Source organism: Myxococcus llanfairpwllgwyngyllgogerychwyrndrobwllllantysiliogogogochensis (assembly GCF_006636215.1).
Taxonomy (GTDB): domain Bacteria; phylum Myxococcota; class Myxococcia; order Myxococcales; family Myxococcaceae; genus Myxococcus; species Myxococcus llanfairpwllgwyngyllgogerychwyrndrobwllllantysiliogogogochensis.
On record NZ_VIFM01000079.1, the window covers coordinates 1 to 24,213 of the forward strand.

General features: G+C 69.8%; 20 protein-coding genes and 1 tRNA gene. 10 read left to right on the plus strand and 11 right to left on the minus strand.

All coding sequences use genetic code 11. From position 1 onward, the window contains the following. Nucleotides 1-276: 276 nt before the first annotated feature. The 7 genes from FJV41_RS20510 to FJV41_RS20540 all read right to left on the minus strand — a co-directional run bounded on the left by FJV41_RS20510 (nucleotide 277) and on the right by FJV41_RS20540 (nucleotide 10,068). Complete coding sequence (locus tag FJV41_RS20510; protein WP_141644208.1) at nucleotides 277-465, minus strand: hypothetical protein; 189 nt, start codon at nucleotides 463-465, stop codon at nucleotides 277-279. Between the two features lie 110 nt (nucleotides 466-575). Beyond that, nucleotides 576-3,590 (minus strand): CHAT domain-containing protein, encoded by a 3,015-nt coding sequence (locus tag FJV41_RS20515; protein ID WP_141644209.1) that lies wholly within the window; start codon nucleotides 3,588-3,590, stop codon nucleotides 576-578. Then, nucleotides 3,587-4,183 carry an RNA polymerase sigma factor gene (locus tag FJV41_RS20520; RefSeq protein WP_141644210.1) on the minus strand — a complete coding sequence of 199 codons (597 nt, stop codon included), beginning with the start codon at nucleotides 4,181-4,183 and terminating at the stop codon, nucleotides 3,587-3,589. Before FJV41_RS20520 ends, FJV41_RS20515 begins: the two co-directional genes overlap by 4 nt. A gap of 241 nt (nucleotides 4,184-4,424) precedes the next feature. Further along, entirely contained in the window at nucleotides 4,425-4,616 is a 192-nt protein-coding gene (locus FJV41_RS20525) for a hypothetical protein (RefSeq protein WP_141644211.1), read from the minus strand. Between the two features lie 147 nt (nucleotides 4,617-4,763). Then, nucleotides 4,764-7,739 (minus strand): CHAT domain-containing protein, encoded by a 2,976-nt coding sequence (locus tag FJV41_RS20530; protein WP_141644212.1) that lies wholly within the window; start codon nucleotides 7,737-7,739, stop codon nucleotides 4,764-4,766. Continuing rightward, the gene (locus FJV41_RS20535) at nucleotides 7,736-8,323 is read right to left on the minus strand and encodes an RNA polymerase sigma factor (RefSeq protein WP_141644213.1); all 588 of its coding nucleotides are present in this window, start codon (nucleotides 8,321-8,323) and stop codon (nucleotides 7,736-7,738) included. The genes FJV41_RS20530 and FJV41_RS20535 overlap by 4 nt, the downstream gene beginning before the upstream one ends. A 137-nt stretch (nucleotides 8,324-8,460) precedes the next feature. Beyond that, nucleotides 8,461-10,068: a sensor histidine kinase gene (locus FJV41_RS20540; protein WP_141644214.1), complete on the minus strand. Its 1,608-nt coding sequence runs from the start codon at nucleotides 10,066-10,068 to the stop codon at nucleotides 8,461-8,463. A gap of 82 nt (nucleotides 10,069-10,150) precedes the next feature. Between FJV41_RS20540 and FJV41_RS20545 the strand changes: the two genes are divergently transcribed. The 3 genes from FJV41_RS20545 to FJV41_RS20555 all read left to right on the plus strand — a co-directional run bounded on the left by FJV41_RS20545 (nucleotide 10,151) and on the right by FJV41_RS20555 (nucleotide 12,287). Further along, entirely contained in the window at nucleotides 10,151-11,020 is an 870-nt protein-coding gene (locus tag FJV41_RS20545) for a DMT family transporter (RefSeq protein WP_141644215.1), read from the plus strand. Between the two features lie 104 nt (nucleotides 11,021-11,124). Next, the gene (locus FJV41_RS20550; protein WP_141644216.1) at nucleotides 11,125-11,673 is read left to right on the plus strand and encodes a hypothetical protein; all 549 of its coding nucleotides are present in this window, start codon (nucleotides 11,125-11,127) and stop codon (nucleotides 11,671-11,673) included. Beyond that, nucleotides 11,670-12,287: a tRNA-uridine aminocarboxypropyltransferase gene (locus tag FJV41_RS20555; protein WP_141644217.1), complete on the plus strand. Its 618-nt coding sequence runs from the start codon at nucleotides 11,670-11,672 to the stop codon at nucleotides 12,285-12,287. The genes FJV41_RS20550 and FJV41_RS20555 overlap by 4 nt, the downstream gene beginning before the upstream one ends. Before the next feature lie 7 nt (nucleotides 12,288-12,294). Here FJV41_RS20555 and FJV41_RS20560 read toward each other — a convergent pair whose 3' ends face one another. Further along, on the minus strand, nucleotides 12,295-13,737 hold the full coding sequence (locus tag FJV41_RS20560; RefSeq protein WP_141644218.1) for a protein-disulfide reductase DsbD family protein: 1,443 nt from the start codon (nucleotides 13,735-13,737) through the stop codon (nucleotides 12,295-12,297). A gap of 62 nt (nucleotides 13,738-13,799) precedes the next feature. Continuing rightward, nucleotides 13,800-15,635 carry an SPFH domain-containing protein gene (locus tag FJV41_RS20565; protein WP_141644219.1) on the minus strand — a complete coding sequence of 612 codons (1,836 nt, stop codon included), beginning with the start codon at nucleotides 15,633-15,635 and terminating at the stop codon, nucleotides 13,800-13,802. A gap of 372 nt (nucleotides 15,636-16,007) precedes the next feature. Here FJV41_RS20565 and FJV41_RS20570 point away from each other — a divergent pair, with 372 nt between their 5' ends. From FJV41_RS20570 to FJV41_RS20600, 7 genes are all read left to right on the plus strand, one after another. Continuing rightward, the gene (locus FJV41_RS20570) at nucleotides 16,008-17,369 is read left to right on the plus strand and encodes an IscS subfamily cysteine desulfurase (protein WP_246137316.1); all 1,362 of its coding nucleotides are present in this window, start codon (nucleotides 16,008-16,010) and stop codon (nucleotides 17,367-17,369) included. A gap of 98 nt (nucleotides 17,370-17,467) precedes the next feature. After that, nucleotides 17,468-17,869, plus strand: coding sequence for a Fe-S cluster assembly scaffold IscU (iscU, locus tag FJV41_RS20575; RefSeq protein ID WP_141644221.1), 402 nt, complete (start codon nucleotides 17,468-17,470; stop codon nucleotides 17,867-17,869). 44 nt (nucleotides 17,870-17,913) lie between these two features. Continuing rightward, on the plus strand, nucleotides 17,914-18,315 hold the full coding sequence (locus FJV41_RS20580) for a HesB/IscA family protein (RefSeq protein ID WP_141644222.1): 402 nt from the start codon (nucleotides 17,914-17,916) through the stop codon (nucleotides 18,313-18,315). Between the two features lie 112 nt (nucleotides 18,316-18,427). After that, the gene (gene hscB / locus FJV41_RS20585) at nucleotides 18,428-18,985 is read left to right on the plus strand and encodes a Fe-S protein assembly co-chaperone HscB (protein ID WP_141644223.1); all 558 of its coding nucleotides are present in this window, start codon (nucleotides 18,428-18,430) and stop codon (nucleotides 18,983-18,985) included. Continuing rightward, nucleotides 18,982-20,826 carry a Fe-S protein assembly chaperone HscA gene (gene hscA, locus FJV41_RS20590; RefSeq protein WP_141644224.1) on the plus strand — a complete coding sequence of 615 codons (1,845 nt, stop codon included), beginning with the start codon at nucleotides 18,982-18,984 and terminating at the stop codon, nucleotides 20,824-20,826. Before hscB ends, hscA begins: the two co-directional genes overlap by 4 nt. A 1-nt stretch (nucleotide 20,827) precedes the next feature. Then, a complete protein-coding gene (locus FJV41_RS20595; protein WP_141644225.1) occupies nucleotides 20,828-21,205 on the plus strand; it encodes a 2Fe-2S iron-sulfur cluster-binding protein in 378 nt (125 codons plus the stop codon). 89 nt (nucleotides 21,206-21,294) lie between these two features. After that, nucleotides 21,295-21,378, plus strand: a tRNA-Leu gene (locus FJV41_RS20600). Between the two features lie 75 nt (nucleotides 21,379-21,453). On the opposite strand, the gene FJV41_RS20605 is transcribed toward FJV41_RS20600, so the two are convergent. Together FJV41_RS20605 and FJV41_RS20610 are read right to left on the minus strand one after the other, a co-directional pair. Further along, complete coding sequence (locus FJV41_RS20605; RefSeq protein ID WP_141644238.1) at nucleotides 21,454-22,497, minus strand: lysylphosphatidylglycerol synthase transmembrane domain-containing protein; 1,044 nt, start codon at nucleotides 22,495-22,497, stop codon at nucleotides 21,454-21,456. A 71-nt stretch (nucleotides 22,498-22,568) separates the two neighbouring features. After that, nucleotides 22,569-24,122, minus strand: coding sequence for an alkaline phosphatase family protein (locus FJV41_RS20610; RefSeq protein ID WP_141644239.1), 1,554 nt, complete (start codon nucleotides 24,120-24,122; stop codon nucleotides 22,569-22,571). Between the last annotated feature and the right edge of the window lie 91 nt (nucleotides 24,123-24,213).

Genomic DNA, 24,213 nt, shown 5'->3' on the forward strand with positions numbered 1-24,213 from the left:
TGTGTATAAGAGACAGCCCATCCTCCGGTGCCCACATCCCATGGGTGTCACCATGGCCCCGCGCGTCACCTCGGAACATCACTCCCCCCTGTCGCGATGCAGTCGAAGCAGCCGTACTCCCCCGTCGCCGCCCTCTTCCTTCTGAAATACGTTCCGAGCCTTTTTCCTTGAGCGTCCTTGTTCAAAAAAAATCGGGGCGCCTCCCCCCGGAAACGCCCCGAAAAACAAGCAACTCTCCGGTAATTCAGGAGAGTCATGAAACGGCTGTTACGTGTTTCAGCGCTCGTCGTTGGCGGCCGGCTCGTCCGCCGGAGGAGGCGGGGGCAACGAGAGTCTGGCGGAGAAAACAGGCGTCGCCTCCTCCCCGGTCGGCGCGCGCAGGCCCCGATCCTTCTCCGGCGGTGGATCCGGAAACTCCTGGGCGACGAGGTCCGAGTTGGTCTTCCTCGAGTCCGAGTTCAGCATGTGAGAATCCCCCCCTTGTTCAGTGTTTCAAGACGCGACGCGCCGCCAGGTCGGCGGGGCGTCACCTCCAGAACGCAGCGGGTCGGAATCCTTGATGACGTGTCGACACGTCACTCGAACAGGAGGACCTGGGCGGGCCACGTCGCGGCCGGCTCGCGGGCCATCCACGCCAGGCGCTCGTCGCGCAGGGCCAGGGAGGCCGGGGCTCCCGCGCGGATGCGCTCGCGAACCGACTCGAAGAAGCGCCCCGCCGTATCGGGAATGTCACCGGTGGAGGCGAGGACCGTGCGCGCCCCCGCGTCGATGAAGGCCACCGGCAGGCTCACCGTCTCGTGAAGGAACGGCGCTGCGCGAGCAGCCCCACACGCCGCGAGCAACACCAAAGGCGCGCCGACGAGCGGCTGCTCCCGCACCTGGTCCGCCGAGAGCACGTACCGCCCATCCTCGTCCGGCGCGAGCACCAGCAGCGAGGAGTCCGACAGCGCCGAGCTGAAGAGGCCGTGCGTGTGGATTTCAATCTCGCGCGCCTCGGCCATCTCGCGAAGCACGCGCGACGGAGTGGCTGCCGCGCCGCGCAACTCCACGCGCAGCGGGTCCGGCACGCGCGGCGCCTCCAGGGGCAAGAGCTTCTCCAGCCCGAGCGCCTGCGGTGCGTCCACGCCCGTGACGACCAGATGGCGCCCGCCCTGGCCCCGTGACTCCGGAACAGGCCCGGTGCGCCCCACGCGGTAGCTCCACGCCAGGTCCGCGGGCAGCAACCCCGGCAGGCCATGCACGGGTGGCAAGGCAAGGACATCCACATGCTCGCAGCCTCGGAGCGCCGCCACCAGACGCGGAGGCACCAGCCCCTCCGCCGTCCCGTGCAGGGGCGACGAGCGCCGGTCGTCATAGACGCCCACCAGCGCGCCCCGTGCATCACGCACGGTGGTCACCGTGCGCTCATGGTCCACGGACACAGCGAGCACGCAGCGCTCCGGGACTGACACCCTCAGCGCCCGACCCATCAGCTCCAGCACCTGCTCCTGGACACCCGAGCGGCCCGCGTCGCTCACCAGCACGCCGTACGCCAGGACGCGGGTCTTGCGAGCATCCACATCCTTCGGGAGCGACTCCGCCGCGTCGATGGCGCCATGCAGCAACTCCCGCCCCGCCGCGCGCTCACGCTCCAGCTTGAACTGGCCTTCGAGGAAGGTCAGCGCCGCCAGCTCCCCCTCCGTGCGCGAGCCGCGCCGCAGCTCGCCGAGCGTGCGCCGCAGCAGGTCCTCGTCGCGGACCTCCGCGCCGTGGCGGGCCAGGTTCGACAGCACCCACGCGCCCGACATGCCCAGGGGACTTCCGCAGCGAGTGGCCTGCTCCAGCTCCTCGCGGGCCTCGTCCGGACGGAAGTCGGACCAGGCCACGCTGGCGAGGTTGCGATGCACGTACGTGCGCTGCTCGCAGTCGTCCGGACTGCGAGATAGGGACTCGCGCAGGAAGGCCCGTGCGCTGGCCGCGCTGTGGCGAAGGCGGGAGATCTGCGCCATCTCCTGGAGGAACTGCTGCTCCAGGTTCCACTCCCCCAGCTCGCGCGTCAGCCTCCAACCGTCACGCGCTTCCTCCAGTGCGTCGGCGGGCCGGTGCAGCCGGACGAAGAGGTCCGCCAGTCGTCGTCGCAGCGTCGCGCAACGGTACGCCAGTCCTCGCCCTGAACACGCCGCCAGCGCCGCGCGAAGCCGCTGCTCCGCCTTCCACGGCTCGCCCGCGTGCTCCTCCCTCACGGACAGTTCGCGCTCGGCCAGCAGCACCAACCAGGGGTCGCCTCCGGCCCGAGCGATGCGCTCGAAGTCCTCCAGGTGGCGCGCCACCACATCCAGCTCCACGAGCGCGCCCAGATACAGGTCATCCTCTCCGGAGCGCCGCAGCGTCTCCAGATACGCGTCCGGCGAGGGGTGCTCGCCACGCAACAGCCGCACATAGTCGCGAGCCAGTGGGCCCCGACGCTGGAAGTCCGCGCGCGCGACGGCGTGCACGGTGTCGCGCAGCGTGGAGCCGCCCTGCACCTCGTCCAGCACCTCCGCGAGCGGCAGCAGCCGCAGAGCCGCCTCGCGCGTCGGCGCGGCTCGCACCGCGTCGTAGAAGGACAGCCGCACCACACCCGGGAAGCGACGGGCCTCGCCCAGCGGAAGACGCGCACCGTCCAGCGTCGCCAGGCTCCGCGCCGCCGCCCTTGCGTCTTGGAAGTCCCGCGAGCGCAGCAACGTCTCGCTGCGCAGCGCCTGGGAGCGCACCCGGGCTTCCTCGCTCCACCCGGCCTCCCCCAGCTTCACCACCGCGTCGAAGGCCTCCGCGGCCTGGAGCGTCAGCCCCAGCTCCCGCAGCACCAACGCCCGGTTCCACAGCGCCTGTGGATGGTCCGGCGACTTTCGCAGCACGGTCTCCAACTGCTCCAGCGCGTCCTCTCGCCGCCCCTGCTCCAGCGCGATGACCGCCAGGTCGCTGTCGCGGTCCAACGACGCGGGCGTCCGTCGCAGGAAGTCCGCCGCCTGCCGCACGTCCCTGCGCACGAGGTAAGCGGCGGCGATGCCATGCAGGTCGCCCCGGTCCTCCAGCTCCGCCAGCTCGCGCAGCGGCAGGGGCGCCGTCACCACGGGAGCCTCGGGCCCGGCGCGCATCGGCACGTAGGGGCGATACCCGTCCGCCCGTGAATAGGAGACCCGCGCCTCCAGCGCGCGCTGCGTCGCATGGGCCACCCACACCTCGGGCGACGTGTCCCTCGCGCGAGGCACGGCCAGCACCAACACCAGGAGCCCCGCGGCCAGCGCCACCGCTCCCGCGGCCCACCAGCCCACCGGGCCCCTCCGCGCGGGCAACACCGAGCGCAGCCGCTGGTGCCACGCGGGCTTCGGCCAGGGCGGCGCGGGCCACGCCGGGGACGTCTCGAAGCGCGGCGCTTCTTCCGCCTCCTCCTCGAGGGGCAGCCCCTCCGGGTGGAGTGCCTGGAAGCCAAGCAGCTCCAGTTGCATCGCCTCGTGCAGCCCGGACGCGCACATTCCGCAGCGAGCCAGGTGGTGGCGGAAGTTCTCCTCGTCCACCGGGGGCAATTCGCCATCCAGGAACAGATACAACCGATGACACGGAGGGCTCATGCCATCCCCCCACCATCCGTCAGCGGCATCAGCAGCTCGCGCAGCTCCTTGCGCGCCTGGAACAGCCAGCTGCCCACGGTGCCCTCGGGCACGCCCATGCGATGGGCGATGGCCCGGTAGCGCAGTCCCGTGGCGTGCAGCTCGAACGCCTCACGCACGCGCGGATTGGGCAGCCGGGAAATGGCCTGGACCAGGTCCGCGTCGGTGATGCGCTCCCACAGCTCGCCCGTTCTCGCGTCGGGAGACTCCACGTCCTCGCGCACCAGGCGGATATCCCGGCGCTCCTGCTCCAGCAGCTCCGTCCGCCTCCTGCGGCACTGGTCCAGGAAGTGATTGGTGAGCGCCCTGCACAGCCACGCCCGGTACACGGGCTCTGGCTGCGAGGACAAGGTGGCATGGTGGACAAGCGCCCGGACAAGCGCTTCCTGCGCCAGATCCTCCGGGTCGATGCCACCCTGGCCGCACAGACGCCTCGCCAGGGCCACGAGCATGGGCCTGACGCGCTGAGCGAACTCCTCGAAACCTTCGTGTGCCACGGCGGCACTGTAGGCCACGGTGAATCGCTTCACCGAGGCATTGCGATGGTCCTTCATCGACCCCTCGCCCTCCTTCCACGCCCACTCGAAACGCAGCCACCCGGAATCCTTGGGTCGCCGTCTGGAAACCGACGCAACCACGCCGGTTTCCGCCAGCTCCCGGACATCGGTGCAGCCCCCAGGGCGGAGTCGACCCGCCACCGGAAGGACACCGCGTCTGCTCCGCCCCACCACTTGCTTGGACGCCCCACGAACGGGAGACATCCGCGAAGCGTTCCGGCCGCCGCGCTCGTCCCACTCAGCCCGGAGGACCGGTGGGCGGAGGGTCCCTCACGTCGGGACGGGCGGTCGCCGGAGGAGTGTCGGACTCGTCTCCGTGGACATCCCCGTCCACCTTCGGCTCCTGCTCCGGAGCGGTCCCACTCACCGCGGGCCCTTGCAGCGCGGGCGCTTCCTCCGTCGGCTTCGCGTCGCTCAAGCAGTTCGTCATGTCGCACGGCTCCTGGGGTCCGCCTTCCGCTCCCCCGCTGGATGCGGGGCGCTGGCGGCCCTCATGCCATAGAACGCACGACGTCCTGCTTGTTGTCGGAAACCCCTCACGTCACATCCCTCGACAAGGAGCGCTCTCGCGAAGCGCTCACTCGAAGAGGAGGACATGGGACAGCCACCGCGCGTCATCGGGGTGTTCGCGCAACCACAGCGCGCGCAAGTCCCGCAGCGCCACGGACGGACGAGCCCCCGCGCGGATGCGCTCGCGCACCTTCTCGAAGAAGCCGCCCGCGGTGTCGGGAATCTCCACGGAGGCCGCCAGCACGGCGCTCGCGCCCGCAGAGATGAAGGCCACGGGCAGGCTGAAGGACTCATGCGGAAACGGCGCCGTCTTCGCCGCGCCACACGTGGCCAGCAGCACCAGCGGAGCATGCTTCAGCTTTGTCTGACGGACCTTGTCGGCGGTCAGCGCATAGCGTCCATCCGGGTCCGGCGCGAGCACCACCATCGACGCGTCGGACAGGGAGGCGCTGAACAACCCATGGGTGTGGATTTCGACCTCGGACGCGTCTTCCATCTCCCGCAGCACCCGTGACGGCGTGGCCTCCGCGCCCCGAAGCTCCACGCGCCACGGGTCCGGTACGCGCGGCGGCGTCAGCGCCCCCAGCTTCGGCAGCCGCAGGGTGGGAGGGCTCGCCACCTCGGTGACGACCAGGTGACTGGACTGTCCTCCTTGCGCGGGCGGGCTCCGCGCGCCTCGCCCCACGCGATAGCTCCACGCCAGCGAGTCCGGCAACAGACCGGTGAGACCATGCACGGGCGGCCGGGTGAGCACCTCCACGTGCTCGCAGCCCGTCAGCTCCTTCACGAGTTCGGCGGGAACCAGTCCGGAGGCATCGTCGCGCAGCGGCTCCCGACGGTCGGAGGAATACGCGCCCTTCAGCTCGCCCTGAGGCCCGCGCGCGAGGACCAGGGTGCGCTCGTGCTGAAGCGACACCACCAGCAGGCAACTCGCGGGGACGGACTCGACGCGCAGCTCGCGGCCCATCAACGCGAGGGCCTCGTTCCAGGCACCGGCGCGCCCCGCCTCGGAGAGCAGGGCCGAGTAGCCGAAGGCGAGCGCCTTGCGCGCATCGACGCTGTCCGGCGTGTGCTCCGCCATCGACACGCCCCTCCAGAGCAACGCCTGGCCCGCGTCTCGCGACTGCTCCAGCGCGAACTGACCCTCGAAGACGAGCAGCAACGCCTCGCGCCCGGGCGAGCCTCCCTCCCGCCGCAGGTCCGCCAGGGCCCGGCGCAACCAATGTTCGTCATGGGGCCTGGGATTCGAGCGGGCCATCTCCGACAACACCCGCGCGCCTGTCATCCCCAGAGGTCGCTCACATTCCAGCGCCCGCTCCAGCGACTCACGCGCCGCGTCCGGACGGAAGCGCTGCCACTCGAGCAAGGCCACGTTGCTGTGCACGTGCGTGCGCTGGGCGCAGTCCTCCGGCATGCGGACCAGCGATTCCTCCAGATAGGCGCGGGCGCTGGTGAAGGAATGTTGATAGCGCGCCACGTCCGCCAGCTCCTGGAGGAACAACTGCTCGTACCTCCACTCGCGAGACTCCTGGGCGCGGCCCCAGCCGTTCCACGCATGCAGGAAGGCGTCCGCGGGGCGGTGCAGGTCCAGGTACAGCTCCGTGAGCGCATGCTCCAGACCCAGGCAGCGATACACCAGGCCCTGCTTCTGGCAGGTGTCCAGCGCCTCCAGCAGCCGTTGCTCGGCGTTCCACCAGCGACCGTCCCGCTGGTCCGCGCGAGCCAGCTCCAGTTCGCCGAGCACCCGCATCCACGGGTCCTCGGACGCCTGCGCCAGTCGCACCAGCGCTTCCGAGTCCACCGGCTGTCGCGCGGAGCCCGCGAGCACGAGCGCGCCCAGATAGAGGTCATCCTCTCCCGAGCGGCGCAGCTCCTCCATCACCGCCCCGGAAGGCGACAGCGCGCCCAGCACGAGTTGGGCGTACCTCCGCGCCAGAGGCCCCCTTCGTGTGAAGTCCCGCTCCGCCACGCGAGACAGCCACGTCTTTAGGACGGCTCCGCCATAGCGCTCGTCCAGTGCCCGGGCCAGTGGAAGCAACCGCAGCACATCCTGTCGCCGGGGTGCCGCTCGCACCGCGTCGTAGAAGGCCAGTCGGAGGATGCCCGGATGGTCCCTCACCGCCACCAGGGGCAGCGGCGCGGACGCATCCGTCAGCAAGTCCCGCGTCGCGGCGAAGGCGTCCTTCCAGGCTCGACCGCGCCAGAGCGTGGACTCGCGCAGGGCCCGTTCCCGGGCCGAGGCCTCCTCGCTCCAGCCCACCTCTCCCAACTTCGCGACCTCTCCGAACGAGTCCGCTGCCTGGAGCGTCAGCCCCAGCTCCGCCAGCGTCAGCGCCCTGTTCCACAGGGCCTGGGGATGTCTCGGTGAGACGCGCAGCACACCCGCCAGCAGCTCCAGCGCCTCTTCCAGATGCGCGTGACGCGTGTCCAGCGGCCCGCCCTGTCGCGCCTGCTCCAGCGCCAGGAGCGCCAGGTCACAGTCCCTGTCCACCGAGGGAGGCAGCCGCTTCAGGAAGGCCAGGGCCTGTCGGGGCGCGCCATGAAGCAGGTACGCGGTGGCGATGCCGTGCAGGTCTCCCCGCGCCTCCATCCTCGACAGCTCCTGCAGCGGCAGCGAGGGCACGGCGGGACGTGACCAGGCCCCGCTCCGGTCCGGGACATAGGGCTGGTAGCGCGCATCCACCGCGCGATACGTCACCCGCGCCTCCAGCGTGCGCGGGCCGTCCTTGACGAGCCAGGACAGGTCTTCGCCGCCCCAGTGGCCGGCGCTCGGGAAGAACAACAACACCGCGAGACACGCGACGAGGACCTTGAAGCCAGACCCGCTCTCACCGAACCAACGCCCGGTGGAAGGAGGCCGCTTCGCGGATGAAGGCGCATGCGAGGGAAAGGCCCGATGCGCCAGCAACTCCAGTTGCAGGCTCTCCCGGAAGCGAGCCTCGCAAAGCGCGCACATGCCCAGGTGCTGACGAAACCCGCCCTGCTCCGCCGCGTTCATCTGGCCGTCGAGGAACCGAGGCAGGTCCTTGCAGTCGACCGTCATCGTCCCCGCTCCCGGCGTCGACGCTCGGCCGTCTCACGCAGCAGTTCTCGAAGCTCCAGTCGAGCGTGATGCAGGCGCGCGCCCACCGTCCCCTGCGGTACGCCTGTCTCTCGAGCGATGCGCGCATAGGACATCCCTTGGAGGTACTGCTCGAAGGTCAATCGCAGCTTGGGGCTGAGGAAGGTCAGCGCCCACTTCACGTCCTCTTCACCGACGTGACACCACAGTTCGTCCTGCGCGGCCTCGTCGATGTGCTCCGCTTCCTCGTGGAGCTCGAGCAGGTTGCGCAGCCGGTCCGCCTCGCTCTTGCGGCGCCGACACCGGTCCAGGAAGCAGTTCTCCGCCACCCGCCCCAGCCAGAAGCGCTGCTTGTACGACTCCCAATGCTGTAGGTGCTCCCACTGGAGCAGCGCACGCAACAACACATCGTGCACCAGGTCTTCGACCTCGTGTTCGATGCCCACGCAATACTTTCTAAGAATGGCAAACAGCGCGGGTTGGAATTGGCGAGCGAAGACCTCGAAGTCCGCCCTGGGTTCTCCAGACGGAGGCTCCACCACCCTCAATCTCGGCCGTGCTCTCATGGCCCCCTCCTTCCCTTTCAACAGAGAACGCGTCAGGTCTGCTTTATTGCCGACACGCTCTTTTCCTCACAGACACGGCATTCGAGCGACATCCGAAAGCCCTGTGGAGAAAGTGTCTACGTGAAGACAGTATGACGTCAGGAGGCGGCAGCGGCCAGGGGCACGGGCTGCGTCAAAGGGAGCGTCACGACGAAGCTCGCGCCGCCCAGGGACTCGGAGCGTCCAGCCCGCACCGCGCCTCCGTGACGCTCCAGGATTCCCCGGGCGATGGCCAGCCCCAGGCCCGTCCCCGGGCGAGGTCCCTCACGGCGACGTCCCGTGACGAAGGGCTGGAACAGCCGGGGGAGCAGCTCCGGAGGGATGCCTTGGCCACTGTCCTCGACGATGACCTGGAGGGTCGCCTCGGAACGCTCGCAGCGCACACGAAGGCGTGGCGCGGGAGTCTCGCGCAGCGCGAGCAAGGCATTCTCCAGGACAATCACAAACACTTGCGAGAGCTGGGATTGGTCGGCTTCCAGCTCAAGTGGGCCGCTGTCCGCGAGTTCGAAGGCCACGTCCGGCGTCAGCGTTCCCAATCCCTGTCTCGCGGTGGAATACGCCAGCTCCACGGTGGCCTGGATGTCCACCCGGCGCAGCTCCAGCGGCCGGGGCCGGCCATATCGCAGCAGCTCGTCCACGAAGTGCCCGGCGCGGGAGATCTGCTCACGCATGGCGGCGACCGAGTCCGCATCCACGCCCTGGCGCTCCAGGAGCTTCAGGTGCGCGGCGAGCACGCCCAGCGGGTTTCGCACCTCGTGGGCCACGGCGGAGGTGAACTGGCCCAGCTCCGCCAGCCGCGCCGCCTGGTCCGCGCGGGTCTCCTGCTCGGCCAGGGCCGCCACCAGTTCGGTGCCGGTGGCCCGACCCTTCAGGAACCGGCGCCCCAGCCATTCCTGGAGCCCCTGCCGCAGGGGCTCGAAGGCGAGCGCCGCCAGCGCCAGCAGGAAGAAGGCGCCCACCCGGTACTCGCGCAGGAAGGGTTGCCCGCTGCCCGCCATCAGCGTCAACACGCCGAAGAGGAAGCCCGCCGACAGCACCGCCGCCATCGCCGAGTAGACGAGGCTGCGCTCCAGGAGCCTTCGCTCCCCGGGAGGCTGATGCGCGTTGACCACGTGCACCAGCACCAGCAGCGAGGCCAGCACCCCGTACAACCCGAAGGGCAACGCGTAGCCACCCGACAGGAGCAGCGCCGTGCCCAGCCCGCCCGAGTACGCCAGCGCGCCGACGATGCCCAGGCTGCGCAACAGCGGCCGTCGCTCCGGCGTCTCGCGCGGATACGAGCGGGCCAGATGCAGCAGCGGCACCACGGCCGCGGAGACCGACAGCCCGATGACGGGCCAGAACAACGGCCCCCGCTTCATCGCGAGCGGCCCGTACAGCGCATCCGGAAAGAGCGCGCCCACGATGGTGACGACCGCCGCCACGAAGTAGGCCAGCACCACCTGCCGGTAGGAGCGCTGCCGGGTGACGTCGTACGCGACGTGGAGGTACGCTGCGGCGGTGAAGGCACCGCTGGCGGCGAAGCGCGACCCCAGCCACGCGCCCTGGGGCACGCACATCAAGAGCAACGAGCCGCTCCAGAAGGCCGTGGCCAGGCAGTACAGCGTCAAGCCCCGGGCGTCACGTCCGCGCAGCGCGGCGGTGAAACACAAGAGGAGCGACACCGAGAGGACGGGCACGAGGCTGTAGGCGAACAAGGGCCCCATGGACGGAGTGTGGCAGATGTTCCTAGGCTGCGCGCCCCGTCGGCGCCTCCGGGCGATTCGGCGTCACCAGGAGTCATGAGCAGTGCGGCACTTCGCCATGGTCGCGGCCGGGGCCACCCTCTGGGGGTGTTGGTCCCTCTTCCTCCGGCCCGCGGGCCTGTCCTGGGCCCAGAACGCGCTCCTGGCCCTCATCGCCATGTCGCTGCCGGTGCCCTTCCTGCTGCGCGGCGCCCCCTGGCGCGACAAGCGAGCCACCGCGGCCCTGCTCGTCGTCGGCCTGGCGGACGCGGCCAACATCAGCCTCTTCTTCGCCGCCATGAAGCGCGGCCCCGTCTCGGTGGCCGTGCTCACGCACTATCTGGCCCCCCTGCTGCTGGCGCTCGCGGCCCCCTGGGTGCTGGGCGAGCGGCGCTCCTTCCGGGCCCTGGTCGCCGCGCCCGTGACGCTGCTGGGGCTGGTGCTGCTCATCGGCCGGCCGGATGGGACGGGCGGCGCGGGCATGACGGCGGCGCTGGGCGCCGGGAGCGCCCTGTTCTACGCGGCCATCGTCCTGGGGACGAAAGCGGCGACACGGGCATATTCTCCCGTGGCGGTCGCGTCGCTCCATGCGCCGGTGTCCGCGGGGGTGTTGTTGCTCATCGCCGGGGTGGACGCCTTGCCCCCGGCGCTGGATGGGGCCACGCTCCAGGTGCTCGCCGGGGGCGCGGTGTGTGGCCTGCTGGGGACGTGCCTCTTCAATGCCGGACTGCGCCATGTACCCACGGCGGCGGCCGGGGCCCTGACCTATCTGGAGCCGCTCACGGCCTCCCTGGTGGGCTGGGCCGTCTTCGCGGAGGCCCTCAGCCCGGTGGGGGTGGCGGGCGGACTGCTGGTGTTGGCGGCGGGGGTCTGGGTCGCCTCCGAGCGAAGGGGCGCCGCGTCAGGCGTGCCCCTCCCGTCCGCCGCGCCTTGAACCCTCCGCCGAACTCCCCACTTGCAAGGTCGGGGAATCCTTTGGTCCTCTTGGGTGAACGAAGCTCTTGCTTGCAGTGCAGCGCCTGGCGACGCCGTATGCCCATGGAAACCGCAGCAGACAGCCGTGAGTATCGCGTCCTCTTCTTCTGTCCCGCGTCCAACGCGCGACTGGAGCGGCTGGAGGCACCCGTGCGGCGATTGCTGTCACGCATCCAGGCGCCCCCCGCGGAGCTGACGCCCATCCAGGAGTCGGGCGCGCTCTCCGAGGCCGGTTGGCAGGTGTACCTGGTGCGCTCGCTCACCGAGCGCTCCGCGGCCCAGGCCATGGCCGCGTACGTGAGCGAGGCGACGTGCGCGCTCGCCGCCGAGGTCGACGCGGAGGTGCTGGGGCTCTACGTGGACGTATCCGGTGACTCGGCGCGAATCTGCCGCTGCGGGCCGGAGGACGGGCCGGAGACCTTCGCGGGCCGGAGGCAGGCGGCGCTCAACCGCACGGCCGAGTGGCTGGAGGTGGCGCCCATCCTCCTGTCCGCCATCTTCCAGCTCGACGTGCCGGACGCCGACTACGAGCCGGACGCGGATGACCGCTACGTCGAGGAGAAGCTTCGTGAGGCGCGCGTGCTGATGGAGCGATACCGTCAGGGGAAATGAGGTCTCGAACTCCGGAGGACCTCGCGGGTCGCTGTCCGCGCTGTTTTCTGCCCACCGTGTTGTGCCTGTGCGCCGAGCTGCCCGTCATCTCCACGCGCACCGAGCTGCTCATCATCCGTCACCACAAGGAGACGCTGAAGTCGACGAACACGGCCCGCATGGCCGCGCTCGCGATGCCTCGCTGTCGCATCGTCTCGTATGGCTCGCCGAGCGAGCGCTTCGATGTGTCGACGCTCGAGGACGACGGCGCCACGTGGCTCTTGTTCCCCACGACGCAGCAGGCGCCCGCGCCGGATGCCGCGCTTCCGAAGCGACTCATCGTCCTGGATGGGAGCTGGGGTCAGGCGAAGCGCATGGTGCAGCGGGTGCCGGAGCTGCGCCGGCTGCCGAGCCTGATGCTGCCTCCGCCGCCACCCGACTCACGCAGGCTGCGCAGACCGCCCCATCCGGATGGCATGTCCACGCTGGAGGCCATCGCCGGTGCCTTCGCGCACCTGGAAGGCGAGGACGTGGCGAGGCCCCTCTACGCGCTGCATGAGCTGATGATCGACCGCGTGCTCGCGAGCCGGGGACGCAGGCCCGGCGCCTCGTGTGACGAGGACGACGGGGACTGAACGCGGCTCAGCAGGACGCGCCGTCGGTGCAGCGCGCCTTGCGCATCTCCGCGGCGAAGGGCGTGGGCTCCAGGAAGCCGGTGATGCGCGGACGCGTAAGCACCTTGCCGTCCTGGGCCACGAAGGCCACCGTCGGCAGACCCTCCACCCCGAAGCGCTCCATCAACGCGTCGAGCGCGTCCTCGCTGTTCGTCGCGTCAATCTTGATGGTGAGGAACTGCCCCTCGGACGACTGCGAGATGACCTCGGCCGCCGGGTACGTCTCGCGGTCCAGTTCCTTGCAGGCCGCGCACCAGTCCGCGAAGAAGTCGATGAGCACCGGGCGCCCGTCCGTCTTCGCCTGGGCCAGCACCTTCTCGAACGCATCCGCGGAGAACGTCGCGTGCTTGGCGGGCATCACGTGGTGCCACTGCCAGGACGGCGCGCGCGGCGGCTCGGCCACACCCAGGCGCACCCACAGCTCGCCCACCGGGCCCGCATCCAGCGCGCCACCGCGAATCACCAGCGCCACCACCACCAGCGCCACGCCGAACGCCTTGAACGAGAACTCCCGCGCGCCCTCCTTGAAGGAGCGGTGCACCGCGCCCACCAGCACGCCCACCACCGCCAGCCCGGCCGCCACGGCCGCGCCCGGCACCCGGCCCAGCTCCGCGCCCAGCATCTTCACCACGCCGCGCGCCCAGGGCGACGCGTCCTTCAGGTAGCTGAAGGCCAGCGCGACGAGGACGATGCCCAGCACGCTCTTCACCCACTCCATCCACACGCCGCTCTTGGGCAGCCGCACCGTGGACACGCCGAGGACGAAGAACGGCACGCCGATGCCCAGCGCGTAGATGAACAGCAACGAAGCGCCCAGCGTCGTGTTCGCCGTCTTCGCCACGAAGGCCAGCAGGCCCGTCAGCACCGGCCCCGTGCACGGCGCCGCCAGGAACCCGGACACGCTGCCCATCAGGAACGCGCCCGCCACGCCCGCGCCGCCCACCGAGTTCAGCCGCGTCTGGAGGCTCGACGGCAGCGCCAGCTCGAACGCGCCGAACATGGACGAGGCGAGCAGCAGCAGGAACACCGCCAGCCCCGTCACCACCGCCGGGTGCCCCAGCATCGAACCGAACGCCTGCCCCGTCTTCGCCGCGAGGATGCCCAGCGCGCTGAACACCACCCCCATGCCGACGATGTAGGACGTGGTGAGCAGCAGCGCCTTGCCCCGGCTGTCCGCCTTGCGGGCGCCGAAGACGGACACCGTAATCGGGATGAGCGGGTAGACGCAGGGCGTCAGCGCGGTGAGCAGACCGCCGCCGAAGACGACGGCCGCGCCCACGAAGAGGCTGCCGGATTCGAGGAAACGCGCCGCGTCGAGCTCCGTGCTCGGCCCGGTGGGCAGCAGCCACGGCACCACGGCCACCGCCACGCCGGCCAGCACGGCCATCAATCCCAGCTTCTTGGCATTCATGCGCGCTTCACTCCGTCTTCCCGAAAGGGCCTGCCTTGTATACGCAGGCCCCGGTCAGCGGGCTACTGCGCCGTGGGGGCAAGCGAGGAAGCGGGCACCTTCAAGCCCGCGGAGCGCGCCAGCCCCATGACGCCCTCCACCGCGGCGGCGATGTAACCAAAGGGATTCGCTCCATCCACCGCCGTGACGTGAACCTCGCCCATTTTCTGCTGGAAGGCCGCCGCCACCAGCGGGAGCTGCTGCGCGAGCGTCATCTGGATGACCTCCGGACTGATGGTGTTCTCGATGTCGCGCAGCGCACGGGCTCGCGACAGCTCCAGCCCCTGGCGCGCGTTCTCCCGGCGCACCTCCAGTTCGGCGATGGCGACCTCCGCCTCGGCGATGGAGCGCCGGGACTGCACCACCTGGAGCTGGGCCTTGAGCTTCTCCACTTCCTGGAGCTGCTCGGCCAGCTGTCCCTCGTGCCTCGCCGCCGTCTGCTCCTGTTCGCGGCGCAGCCGCTCCAGCTCCATCTGCGCGCGGGCGTTCTCCTGCTCCTCCTCACGGCGCAGGCGCTCCAGCTCCATCTGCGCGCGGGCGTGCTCCGCTTCCTGCTCCCGTTGCAGGCGCACCAGCTCGAACTTCGCCTGCGCGGCCTCGGCCTCCTGCGCCAGCTTCTGCTTCTCCAGCTCCAGCTTCGCGCGGCCCACGTCCGCGTCCTGCTCGCGCTTGAGCGTTTCCAGGGCGATGCGCGCGCGCGCCACCTCGGTTTCCTGCTCGCGCGCCAGCTTCTCCATGTCCACCTGCGCGCGGCTCGTCGCGAGCGCCCGCTCGGAGACAATCTTCGCCTCCGCCAGTCGCGCCTCGGCGTTGAGCGTCTCCAGTTTGGCCTGCTCGTCGGAGACCTGCTTCTTCTGTCGGACCTCCTGCTCGGCGGCCAGCTTGGTGAGCGCCACCTCGCGCTCCACGGTGACCTGCTCCTGCTTCAGCGTGCGCTCCTGGGCCAGCTTCGCCTCGGCCACGCGCGCGGCCACCGACAGCGTCTCCAGCTGGGATTGTTCGTCCGCCGTCTGCTTGCGCTGGCGGACCTCGTCCTCGGCCTCCAGGCGCTGGAGGTTCAATTGCCGCTCGGCCTCCGTCTCCTCGCGGTGGACGAAGCGCTCCTTGGCCAGCTCCGCTTCGCGCGCCTGCCGCTCCTGCTCGCGACGGAAGCGCGCCTGCATGTTCTCGAAGACGGTGGACGACAGGACGCGCACGTCCTGGATTTCAATCGTGTCCAGCAGCACGCCCCAGCCCGCGTCCACCGAGTCTTCCAGCCGACCCCGGCCCGCGAGCACGGGCCCGATTTCGCGCATCAACTCCGCGGCGATGCCCTCCTTGCGCCGCGACAGGCACTCCTCGATGGAGAGGTTGGCGACGAGGCGCCGCGCCGCGCCGACGAACATCTCCCGCAAGAGCTCCGCCAGCTTCTCCTGCGCCCGCTCCGGGAAGGAGAAGTTGAGCATGCGGAAGGCCACCAACGGGTCGGCGATTCGGTACACCGCGAGGCCCGTCACCTGCACGCCCACCTTCTCGCTCGTCACCTGGTCCGCGGTGAACTGGAGCCGCTGGATGCTGGTGGGCACAATCGCCACCGAGTCACCCGGCAGCTTGAAGCAGCTCGCCCCCTGACCGCTAACCTCGCGCACGAGGCCTCGACGCATGTGGACGAGGAACTCGCTGGGCCGCGCGGTGATGAGGCCCCAGCGCTTCACCTTCTCCGGGTCCTCCGCCGGCTTCCCCGCGCGCCAGCCGTCCGAGTACCGGTTGCGCTCCATCCCCCCGGAGCCTCCCTCCACCCGGACCAGCTGCGTCCGACCGGCTTCCGTGGACTCCGCCTGCTCCCTCGACCGGGCCGTCTGCTTCGCGTTCGCGCTCATGCCTGCCTCCTGATGGACCACCCAGGTTGCAGCCCCCCAGCCAGCGCGGACCCCACGGGAAATCAGACGCTTACAGGCGACAGTAGCCAGGGTACCGCGCCATTTCGGAGCACCCCGCTCCAGGACGGCGCACCTGGGACTGATCCACCCTGGCCCAGCCGTTCCACCGCCGACATCCCCTCCATCCGGCCAGTCCCAACAGGTCTCTCGTCCGCCTTATGTTCGCTTGACCCGAGGGCACCCGATTTTATAATTGACCAGTCCGGTCCACATTCATGTGTGACGGTGTATGCCCGCCGCAGCGCGCCCCTTGGGTGGCGCCGGGGTGCGGGGGCAGTCGTAAGCCCCTTCAGGAAGGTGTGGGAAGCGATGCTGAAGCTGCCGATCTACATGGACAACCACGCCACCACGCCGCTGGACCCGCGTGTGCTGGAAGTGATGCTCCCGTACCTGCGCGAGGACTTCGGCAACGCGTCCAGCCGCAACCACGTGTTCGGCTGGAAGGCGGAAGCCGCCGTGAAGAAGGCCCGCCAGCAGGTGGCCGAGCTCATCGGCGCGACGGACCAGGAGATTGTCTTCACCTCCGGCGCCACCGAGTCCGACAACCTCGCGATCAAGGGCGTCATCGAGTACTACAAGTCGAAGGGTGACCACATCATCACCCTGAAGACCGAGCACAAGGCCATCCTGGACACCTGCAAGCGCCTGGAGCGCGTGCGCCAGGAGCGGCTGGACGAGCTGAAGCTCCTGCGCCTGGGGCAGCTGGCCGAGCGCGACGTGTCGCCCGAGGAAGTGGCGGAGCTGGCCGCGAAGCACGACCTGGAGAACGACGCGACCTACAAGAAGTGGGCGGAGATGCCCACCGGTGGCGCGCGCGTGACGTACCTGGACGTGGAGCAGGACGGCCGGGTGAGCATGGAGAAGCTCGAGGAGGCGATGACGCCGAAGACGGTGCTCGTCTCCATCATGTTCGCCAACAACGAGATTGGCGTGGTGCAGCCCGTCGCGGAGATTGGCGCGCTGTGCCGCAGGAAGGGCATCCTCTTCCACTGCGACGCGGTGCAGGGCATCGGCAAGGTGCCGTTCGACGTGGAGTCGATGAAGGTGGACCTGGCCTCCATCACCTCGCACAAGATGTACGGCCCCAAGGGCATCGGCGCGCTGTACGTGCGCCGCAAGCCGCGCGTGCGCATCGCCCCCATCATCGACGGTGGCGGCCATGAGCGCGGCATGCGCTCCGGCACGCTGAACGTCGCGGCCATCGTCGGCTTCGGCCACGCGGCGCAGCTTGCCCGCGAGGAGCTGGCCGACGAGGCCGCCCGCATCCTCCGCCTGCGCGAGAAGCTCCGGAAGGGGCTCACCGACGCACTGGACATGACGGTGCTCAACGGCTCGCTGGAGCACCGGCTGCCGGGCAACCTCAACATCTCCTTCGCCCACGCCGAGGGCGAGTCCCTGATGATGGGCATCAAGGACGTCGCGGTGTCGTCAGGCTCCGCGTGCACGTCCGCCTCGCTGGAGCCCTCCTACGTGCTGCGCGCGCTGGGCGTGGACGAGGAGCTGGCGCACAGCTCCATCCGCTTCGGCCTGGGCCGCTTCACCACCGAGGAGGAGGTCGACTTCGTCGTCAACCTGGTCGTGGACAAGGTCCGCAAGCTGCGCGACATGAGCCCCCTCTACGAGATGGCCAAGGAAGGCATCGACCTCAAGAGCATCGAGTGGACGGCGCATTAGCGCGTCTTTCCAGGCAATCAGCGGGGCGCATGGCCCCTCGACCGGTGGGCATTGCTCCCCGGAACCTTTGGTGAGAAGCATCCGTTGAAGGAGTTGGCATGGCTTACAGCGACAAGGTCATCGACCACTACGAGAACCCCCGCAACGTCGGGACGATGGACAAGGAAGACCCGAACGTGGGCACGGGCCTCGTGGGGGCTCCGGCGTGCGGCGATGTGATGCGCCTGCAGCTGAAGATTTCCGACGACGGGCTCATCGAGGACGCGCGCTTCAAGACGTTCGGTTGCGGGTCCGCCATCGCCTCCTCGTCGCTCGTCACCGAGTGGGTGAAGGGCAAGACGGTGGATCAGGCGATGACCATCTCCAACAAGGACGTGGCCCGGGAGCTGTCGCTGCCGCCGGTGAAGATCCACTGCTCGGTCCTCGCCGAGGACGCCATCAAGGCGGCCATCGAGGACTTCAAGAAGAAGCGCGCCGCGCGCAAGGCCCAGGCATCCTAAGGGCTGTTGGTACGGCGAACTTCACGACTCCAGGAGGCGAAACCATGAGCGAACAGGCGACCCAGCAGACGACGCAGAGCCCGGTGCCTGGCCCCGCGCCCGTGGCCAAGCCCGCTCCCAAGGGCATCGTCGTGGCGGACAGCGCCGTGGCCCGGCTGAAGGAGCTGCTGGAGCAGCGGCAGACGCCCGAGGCGGGCCTGCGGTTGGCCGTGAAGGGCGGCGGGTGCTCGGGCCTCCAGTACTCCATGGAGTGGTCCGAGAAGTCCCGCGAGCGCGACAAGATTTTCGAGCGGGACGGCGTGCGCGTCTTCGTGGACCCGAAGAGCTACCTGTACCTCATTGGCACGGAGCTGGTGTTCGAGCAGACGCTCATGGCCTCCGGCTTCAAGCTGAACAACCCCAACATCAAGGCCGCTTGCGGCTGCGGAGAGAGCTTCTCCGTCTGAGTGGGGACAGTCCCCGTCCCTTCCCTTCCGGAAGGGACACCGTCACGCGGGGTCCGGCCAGCCGCCGGGCCCCTTTCGTTTGTCCGCCCCACACCCCCATGGAGCACACCGAGTGAGGACCCACTTCGACGTCTTCGGGCTGCCGCGCGCCTATGACGTGGACGTGCCCGCGCTGGAGAAGCAGTACCGCGAGCTTTCGCTCCAGCTGCACCCGGACCGCGTGGCCCAGGCCGACGCGCGCGAGCGCCTCAAGGCCCTGGAGGGGACGACTGCCCTCAACGAGGCCTTCAAGACGCTGAAGGACCCGGTGCGCCGCGCCTTCTACCTCCTGAAGTTGCACGGGGTGGACCTGGACCGCGAGGACGCGGGCGCGCAGAAGGACATGCCCCTGGAGTTCCTCGAGGAGGTCATGGAGCTGCGCGAGGCGCTCGACGGGGCCATGGAGAAGAAGGACCTCGCCCGCGTGCAGGCCATGGGCAGCCAGGTGCGGGGCCGGAGCAAGGCGGCGCTCGACGAGGCGGCCGGTGTCCTCAGGGCCCTGGAAGGTGGGGGGCCAGCGGAGGAAGCGCCGGCCCAGGTGAGAAAGGCATCGCACGCGCTGGGGCGGGTGCGCTACTTCACGCGCTTCCTCGAGCAGGTGGACGCGTTCGAGGAGGAAAGTCTGTCGTGAGCAAGAACGGCTACCTGCAGATCCACGACCCGCTGAAGCCCAAGGGCCAGGCCGTGGGCATCGACCTGGGCACCACGCACTCACTCGTCGCCGCGGTGGCGCAGGGCAAGCCCCGCTGCGTCCCGGTGGACGAGGGCGACTCGCTGCTGCTGCCCTCCGTCGTGCACTACGGCAAGGACGGCGGCGTGGTCACCGGCGCGCGCGCGCGCGCCCTGGCTGGCGAGCACCCCACCGACACCATCTCCTCCGTGAAGCGCTTCATGGGGCGCGGCCCCGACGACGCGGAGACGCGCAAGCTGGGGCACTACAAGTTCGCGCCCGGCGCCAACGTGGTGCGCTTCGACGTGGCCGGCGGCAACCCGGTGACGCCCATTGAAGTCTCGGGCGAAATCCTGCGTGCGCTGAAGCGCCGCGCGGAGGCCCACTTCTCCATGAAGGTGGAGCAGGCCGTCATCACCGTGCCGGCGTACTTCGACGACGCCCAGCGCCAGGCCACCAAGGACGCGGGACGGCTCGCCGGGCTGGAGGTGCTGCGGCTGCTCAACGAGCCGACGGCGGCGGCGCTGGCGTACGGACTCGACAAGGGCAGCCAGGGCACCTTCGCCGTCTACGATTTGGGCGGCGGCACCTTCGACATCTCCATCCTCAAGCTGGTGGACGGTGTGTTCGAGGTGAAGTCCACCGGCGGCGACTCCGCGCTGGGTGGCGACGACTTCGACCGGGCCATTGCGTCACAGGTCTTCCAGGCGCTCGGCATCACCGAGCCCTCCCCTTCCCTCGTGGCCCAGACGCTGGCTGCCTCGCGCAAGGCGAAGGAGGCCCTCACCGACGCGCCCGAGGCGACCGTCACCGTGGGTGGCCAGTCGCACACGGTGAAGCGCGCGGACTTCGACGCGTGGATTCAGCCGCTGGTGAACAAGACGGGGCTCGTGTGCCGTCGGGCGCTGAAGGACGCGGGCGTGGTGGCCGGGGAGCTGGACGGCGTCATCCTCGTCGGCGGCTCCACGCGCGTGCCCGCGGTGCGGCGCTTCGTGGCGGAGATGTTCGGCCGCGAGCCCCTGGGCGACATCGACCCGGACCAGGTGGTGGCGCTGGGCGCGGCGGTGCAGGCGGACCTGCTCACCAACGAGGACCGTCAGGACGAGGTGCTGCTGCTGGACGTGATTCCGCTGTCGCTCGGGTTGGAGACGATGGGCGGCATCACCGAGAAGTTGATTCAGCGCAACTCCACCATCCCCACGGCGGCGGCGCAGGTGTTCACCACGTTCAAGGACGGGCAGACCGGCCTGGACGTGCACGTGGTGCAGGGCGAGCGCGAGCTGGTGGAGGACAACCGCAGCCTCGCGCGCTTCACCCTCTCCGGCATCCCTCCGTTGGCGGCGGGCATGGCGCGCGTGGAAGTGCGCTTCCAGGTGGACGCCGATGGCATCCTCTCCGTCTCCGCGAAGGAGCAGAGCACCGGAGCCGCGCAGTCCATCACCGTCACGCCGAGCCACGGCCTCACGGAGGATGAAATCGAGCGGATGCTGCTCGACTCCATCGAGTACGCCGAGGACGACATCCAGGCCCGGCAGCTGCGCGAGCAGCGCGTGGACGCCGAGCGCGTTCTGGCCGAGGCGGACCGGCAGCTGCGCGAGCACGGCGCGCTGGTCCAGGGCGACGAGCGGGCCGCCATCGACGCGGCCCTCGCGAAGGTGCGCGAGACGGCCCAGGGCAACGACTACCTGAAGCTGAAGGAGGCCGTGCACGCGCTGGACGAGACGTGCCGCCCCTTCATCGAGCGGGTGATGAACCAGGCCATCACCCAGGTGGTGGCCGGCCAGTCGGTGGAGGACTACTGACGTGCCCAAGGTGATTTTCAAGAGCCCCCTGGCCGAGGTCAGCGTGGACGTGCCCCCGGGGACCATCCTCCTGGACGCGGCCGAGCAGGGCGGTGCCCAGGTGGGCCATAGCTGTGGCGGTGTCTGCGGCTGCTCCACCTGTCACATCTGGGTGCGCAAGGGCCTCGACTCGCTGAGCGAGCAATCGGACGCGGAGGCGGACCGGCTGGACATGGGGTTCGACGTGCGCCCGTACTCGCGGTTGAGCTGCCAGACGGAGGTCAGCCAGGAGGACGTCACGGTGGAGATCACCGAGGAGTCCCTCACCGCGTTCATGGATGAGAACCCCGTCATCCGCCGCGCCCTCGAAGCCGAGGGGAAATGGCCGCTGAAGAAGTGAGCTTGTTACGTAGTTCTTGACGGCGCGGGGCAGGACTTCTATATGTCCGCCCCATCGCAGCAACGCCGCAGCGCCGCGAGGAACCACCTGCCCAGGTGGTGGAATTGGTAGACACACTAGATTCAGGGTCTAGCGCCTGCAAGGGCATGGAGGTTCGAGTCCTCTCCTGGGCACAAAGTTGAGAAGGGGTCCTGGTTTCAAACCAGGGCCCCTTTTCGCTTTTCAGGGCTCGGATTGCCCCCGCGCGCTCACGGTGGCGCCGGCTCGACGGACTCGTGGGCCACGTGGTGCGCCGCCTCGCGCGCCAGGCTGCCGCCCTTGCGCAAGTCCCTGATTCGAATCTTCCGGACGTAGACGGAGATGGCCCCCACTCCCGCCTGACTGAGCACCGTCCCCAGGTGGGTGAGCGTGGCGAAGGCCGCCGCGTCCTCCGGCGAGGCCCCCAGGCTGCGGGCCGCCCAGCTCGTCACGAAGTAGTAGATGCCCATGCCGGCCGGGACACCTGGGAGCGCCTGTCCCAGGGAGATGGCCCCCAGCATCACCGCCCCCGCGAAGAGGCCCCCCTGGATTCCAATGCCGTGCAGCGCCAGTCCGTAGGCGAGCGCGGACGCCAGGACGGGGCCCACCGAGAAGAAGAGCACCTTGCCCATGCCCCGGAAGGAGCGCGCGGAGCCCAGGCCGTCGCTGACGTGATGGAGGAGGCCCTCCAGGCGCGGGAAGCGGTGACGGCGGTGCAGCGAGTTCGCCAGCGGCGCGGACCAGTGGGCCAGCAGCACGACGAGGGCGACCAATCCCACGCACAGGGACACCGCCACCTTGAGCTGCCCCTGGAAGCGGGAGAGCGTGGCGCCGAAGGGCCCCAAGAGGGAGAGCGTCACCAGCAACATCAGCGCGGCGAACTCCATCAGCTTGCAGACGCCGACGGTGCCCAGGCAGCGCAGGAAGGGAATGCGCTCGGTGCGCGACAGGAGGAACGAGCGGAGGATGTCGCCCAGCTTCCCCGGCAGCGCGTTGTGGACGAAGGCGCCAATGGCGACCAGGTGGTAGCGCTCGCGGAAGGGCACTCGCTTGCGCAAGGTGCTCTGCCATTGCACCGCGCGCAGCGGGATGATGGAGGCCTGGAGCAGCACGAAGGGCAACAGCCACACCAGGTGGCCGGGCAGGTCCCTCAGGAACTCGTCCAGGGGGAAGCGCGGCTCGAGCAGGGGCCCCGGGCCTTGAAGGTGCCACCGGAAGAACGCCGTGGAGAGCAGGACGACGGACAGCGCCAGCCCCAGCACGGCGAGCAGCACCTTGGGCACGCTGACGCCGCGAGCCGAGGGACTGGGCCACCTGCCCGTCGTGGACCGAACGGAGTCCTGCTTCACTGGACCCACCGCAGTCGGAGCGCGGGCTCCAGATAGGCCTCCGCGAGCCGCTCGTGCAGGTCCGCGCAGTGGCCCAGGCCGGACAGGTCCACGGGCGCGTCCGCGGGCCAGCACACCAGGCTGTTGGCCTCCGTGCGCGTCAGCCCACCGTGCGAGCCGAACTCCCACGCGAAGCCCACGGTGCCTCCGCGCCGCACCGCCTCACCGAAGAGGACCAGGTCTCCCGCCGTCTTCATCGCCGGCAGGCCCCTGAGGAAGTCCGCCACCGCGCGGCGGCTGTACTCGGGTGCCAGGGGCGCGCGCTCCATTTCATCCGGGCCGTAGACGCCACCGCGAACCACGGCCACCGCGGAGTTCCCCCGGCGCATCGCGACGATGCCGATGTCCGGGCTCCGCGTGGCGCGCGCCAACACCTCCGGATGCCGCGCCAGCAGCGTCCTCGCCTCCAGCGGCTCGCTCGAGCCGGAGAGATAGACATGGGCGAAGTTGCCGCACTCGACGACGACGGGCTTGAAAGGCGCGCGCGCGACGGTGTCCGGCTCGGGCAGAGAACGTCCCTCACACAGGCCCCGCGCCACGTCGTCGGACAGCGGGACGTGAGCGCCCTCGAACAACATGGACTCCAGTCGAACGCCCTGGCGCTGCTCCAGCGGCAGGCTGTCCACGTGTCCGTGGTCCGAGAGGATGACGACGTCGTAGGGGCGCTCCACCGAGCGCGCCATGGCGTAGAGCTCCGAGAGGTACGCATCCACCCGGTGCAGCTCCGCCAGCGCGATCTCCGAGCGGGGCCCTCGGCGGTGGGCCACCTCGTCGTAGTTGCCGAAGACGAGGTAGATGGCGGGCACGCCGCGCACCATGTCCACCAGGGCCTTGGTGTGCGCGAAGCTCCAGCCCAGGCGCTGGAAGAGCACGCGACTGAGCAGGAAGGACTGCTCGTGGCGCCAGTCGTGGAGGGCGCGAGACCAGCGGACCACCTCGCGCGCCGACTGCCACGTGTCCATTCCGAACGAGCGCAGGAAGTCCCACGCGCCCCGCGTGCGACCGGCCGACAAGCCCATCAGCTCGTAGGAGAGCGAGCGCGACATCAGCTTGAAGCTGCCCAGCGTGCTCATGCTCAGCGCGTTGTCCGCGCCCGCGCGAAACAGCGAGAAGTACCCGTGGCCACCGCCATCCAGCAGGCTGTCGCGCCCCGCGCCTCGCAACCGTTGATCGATTTCCAGCGCGTCCGCGGGCACGTTCATCTGCACCTTGCGTCCCAGCTCCCGGTCGTACCAGGAGTAGGCAGGCAGGTTCGACTCGCGCATGCCGTACAGCAAGCCCGCCTGGAAGTAGGGCGTGGAGGTGGGCGCGCCCCAGAAGGCGTCCTCCAGATGAAACGCCCCCGAGCGGATGAGTCGTGAGAAGAACGGCATCTTCCCGGCGACAATCGCCTCATCCAGCAGGGCCTTCGGCACCCCGTCTAAATGGACAATCAAGAGGTTCCGGCGCCGATGCGCCGCTGCGGGCGGAACTTTCGAGCGCACCCTCCGCGCAAGTCCGTGGGCCCACATCCATGAAGCTGGGGTAATGACTCCACTCACGTTGACGCCTCCCCTCCTTCGGCAGGCAAAATGAGCACTTGGGGGGACGGCCGCCTTCAGT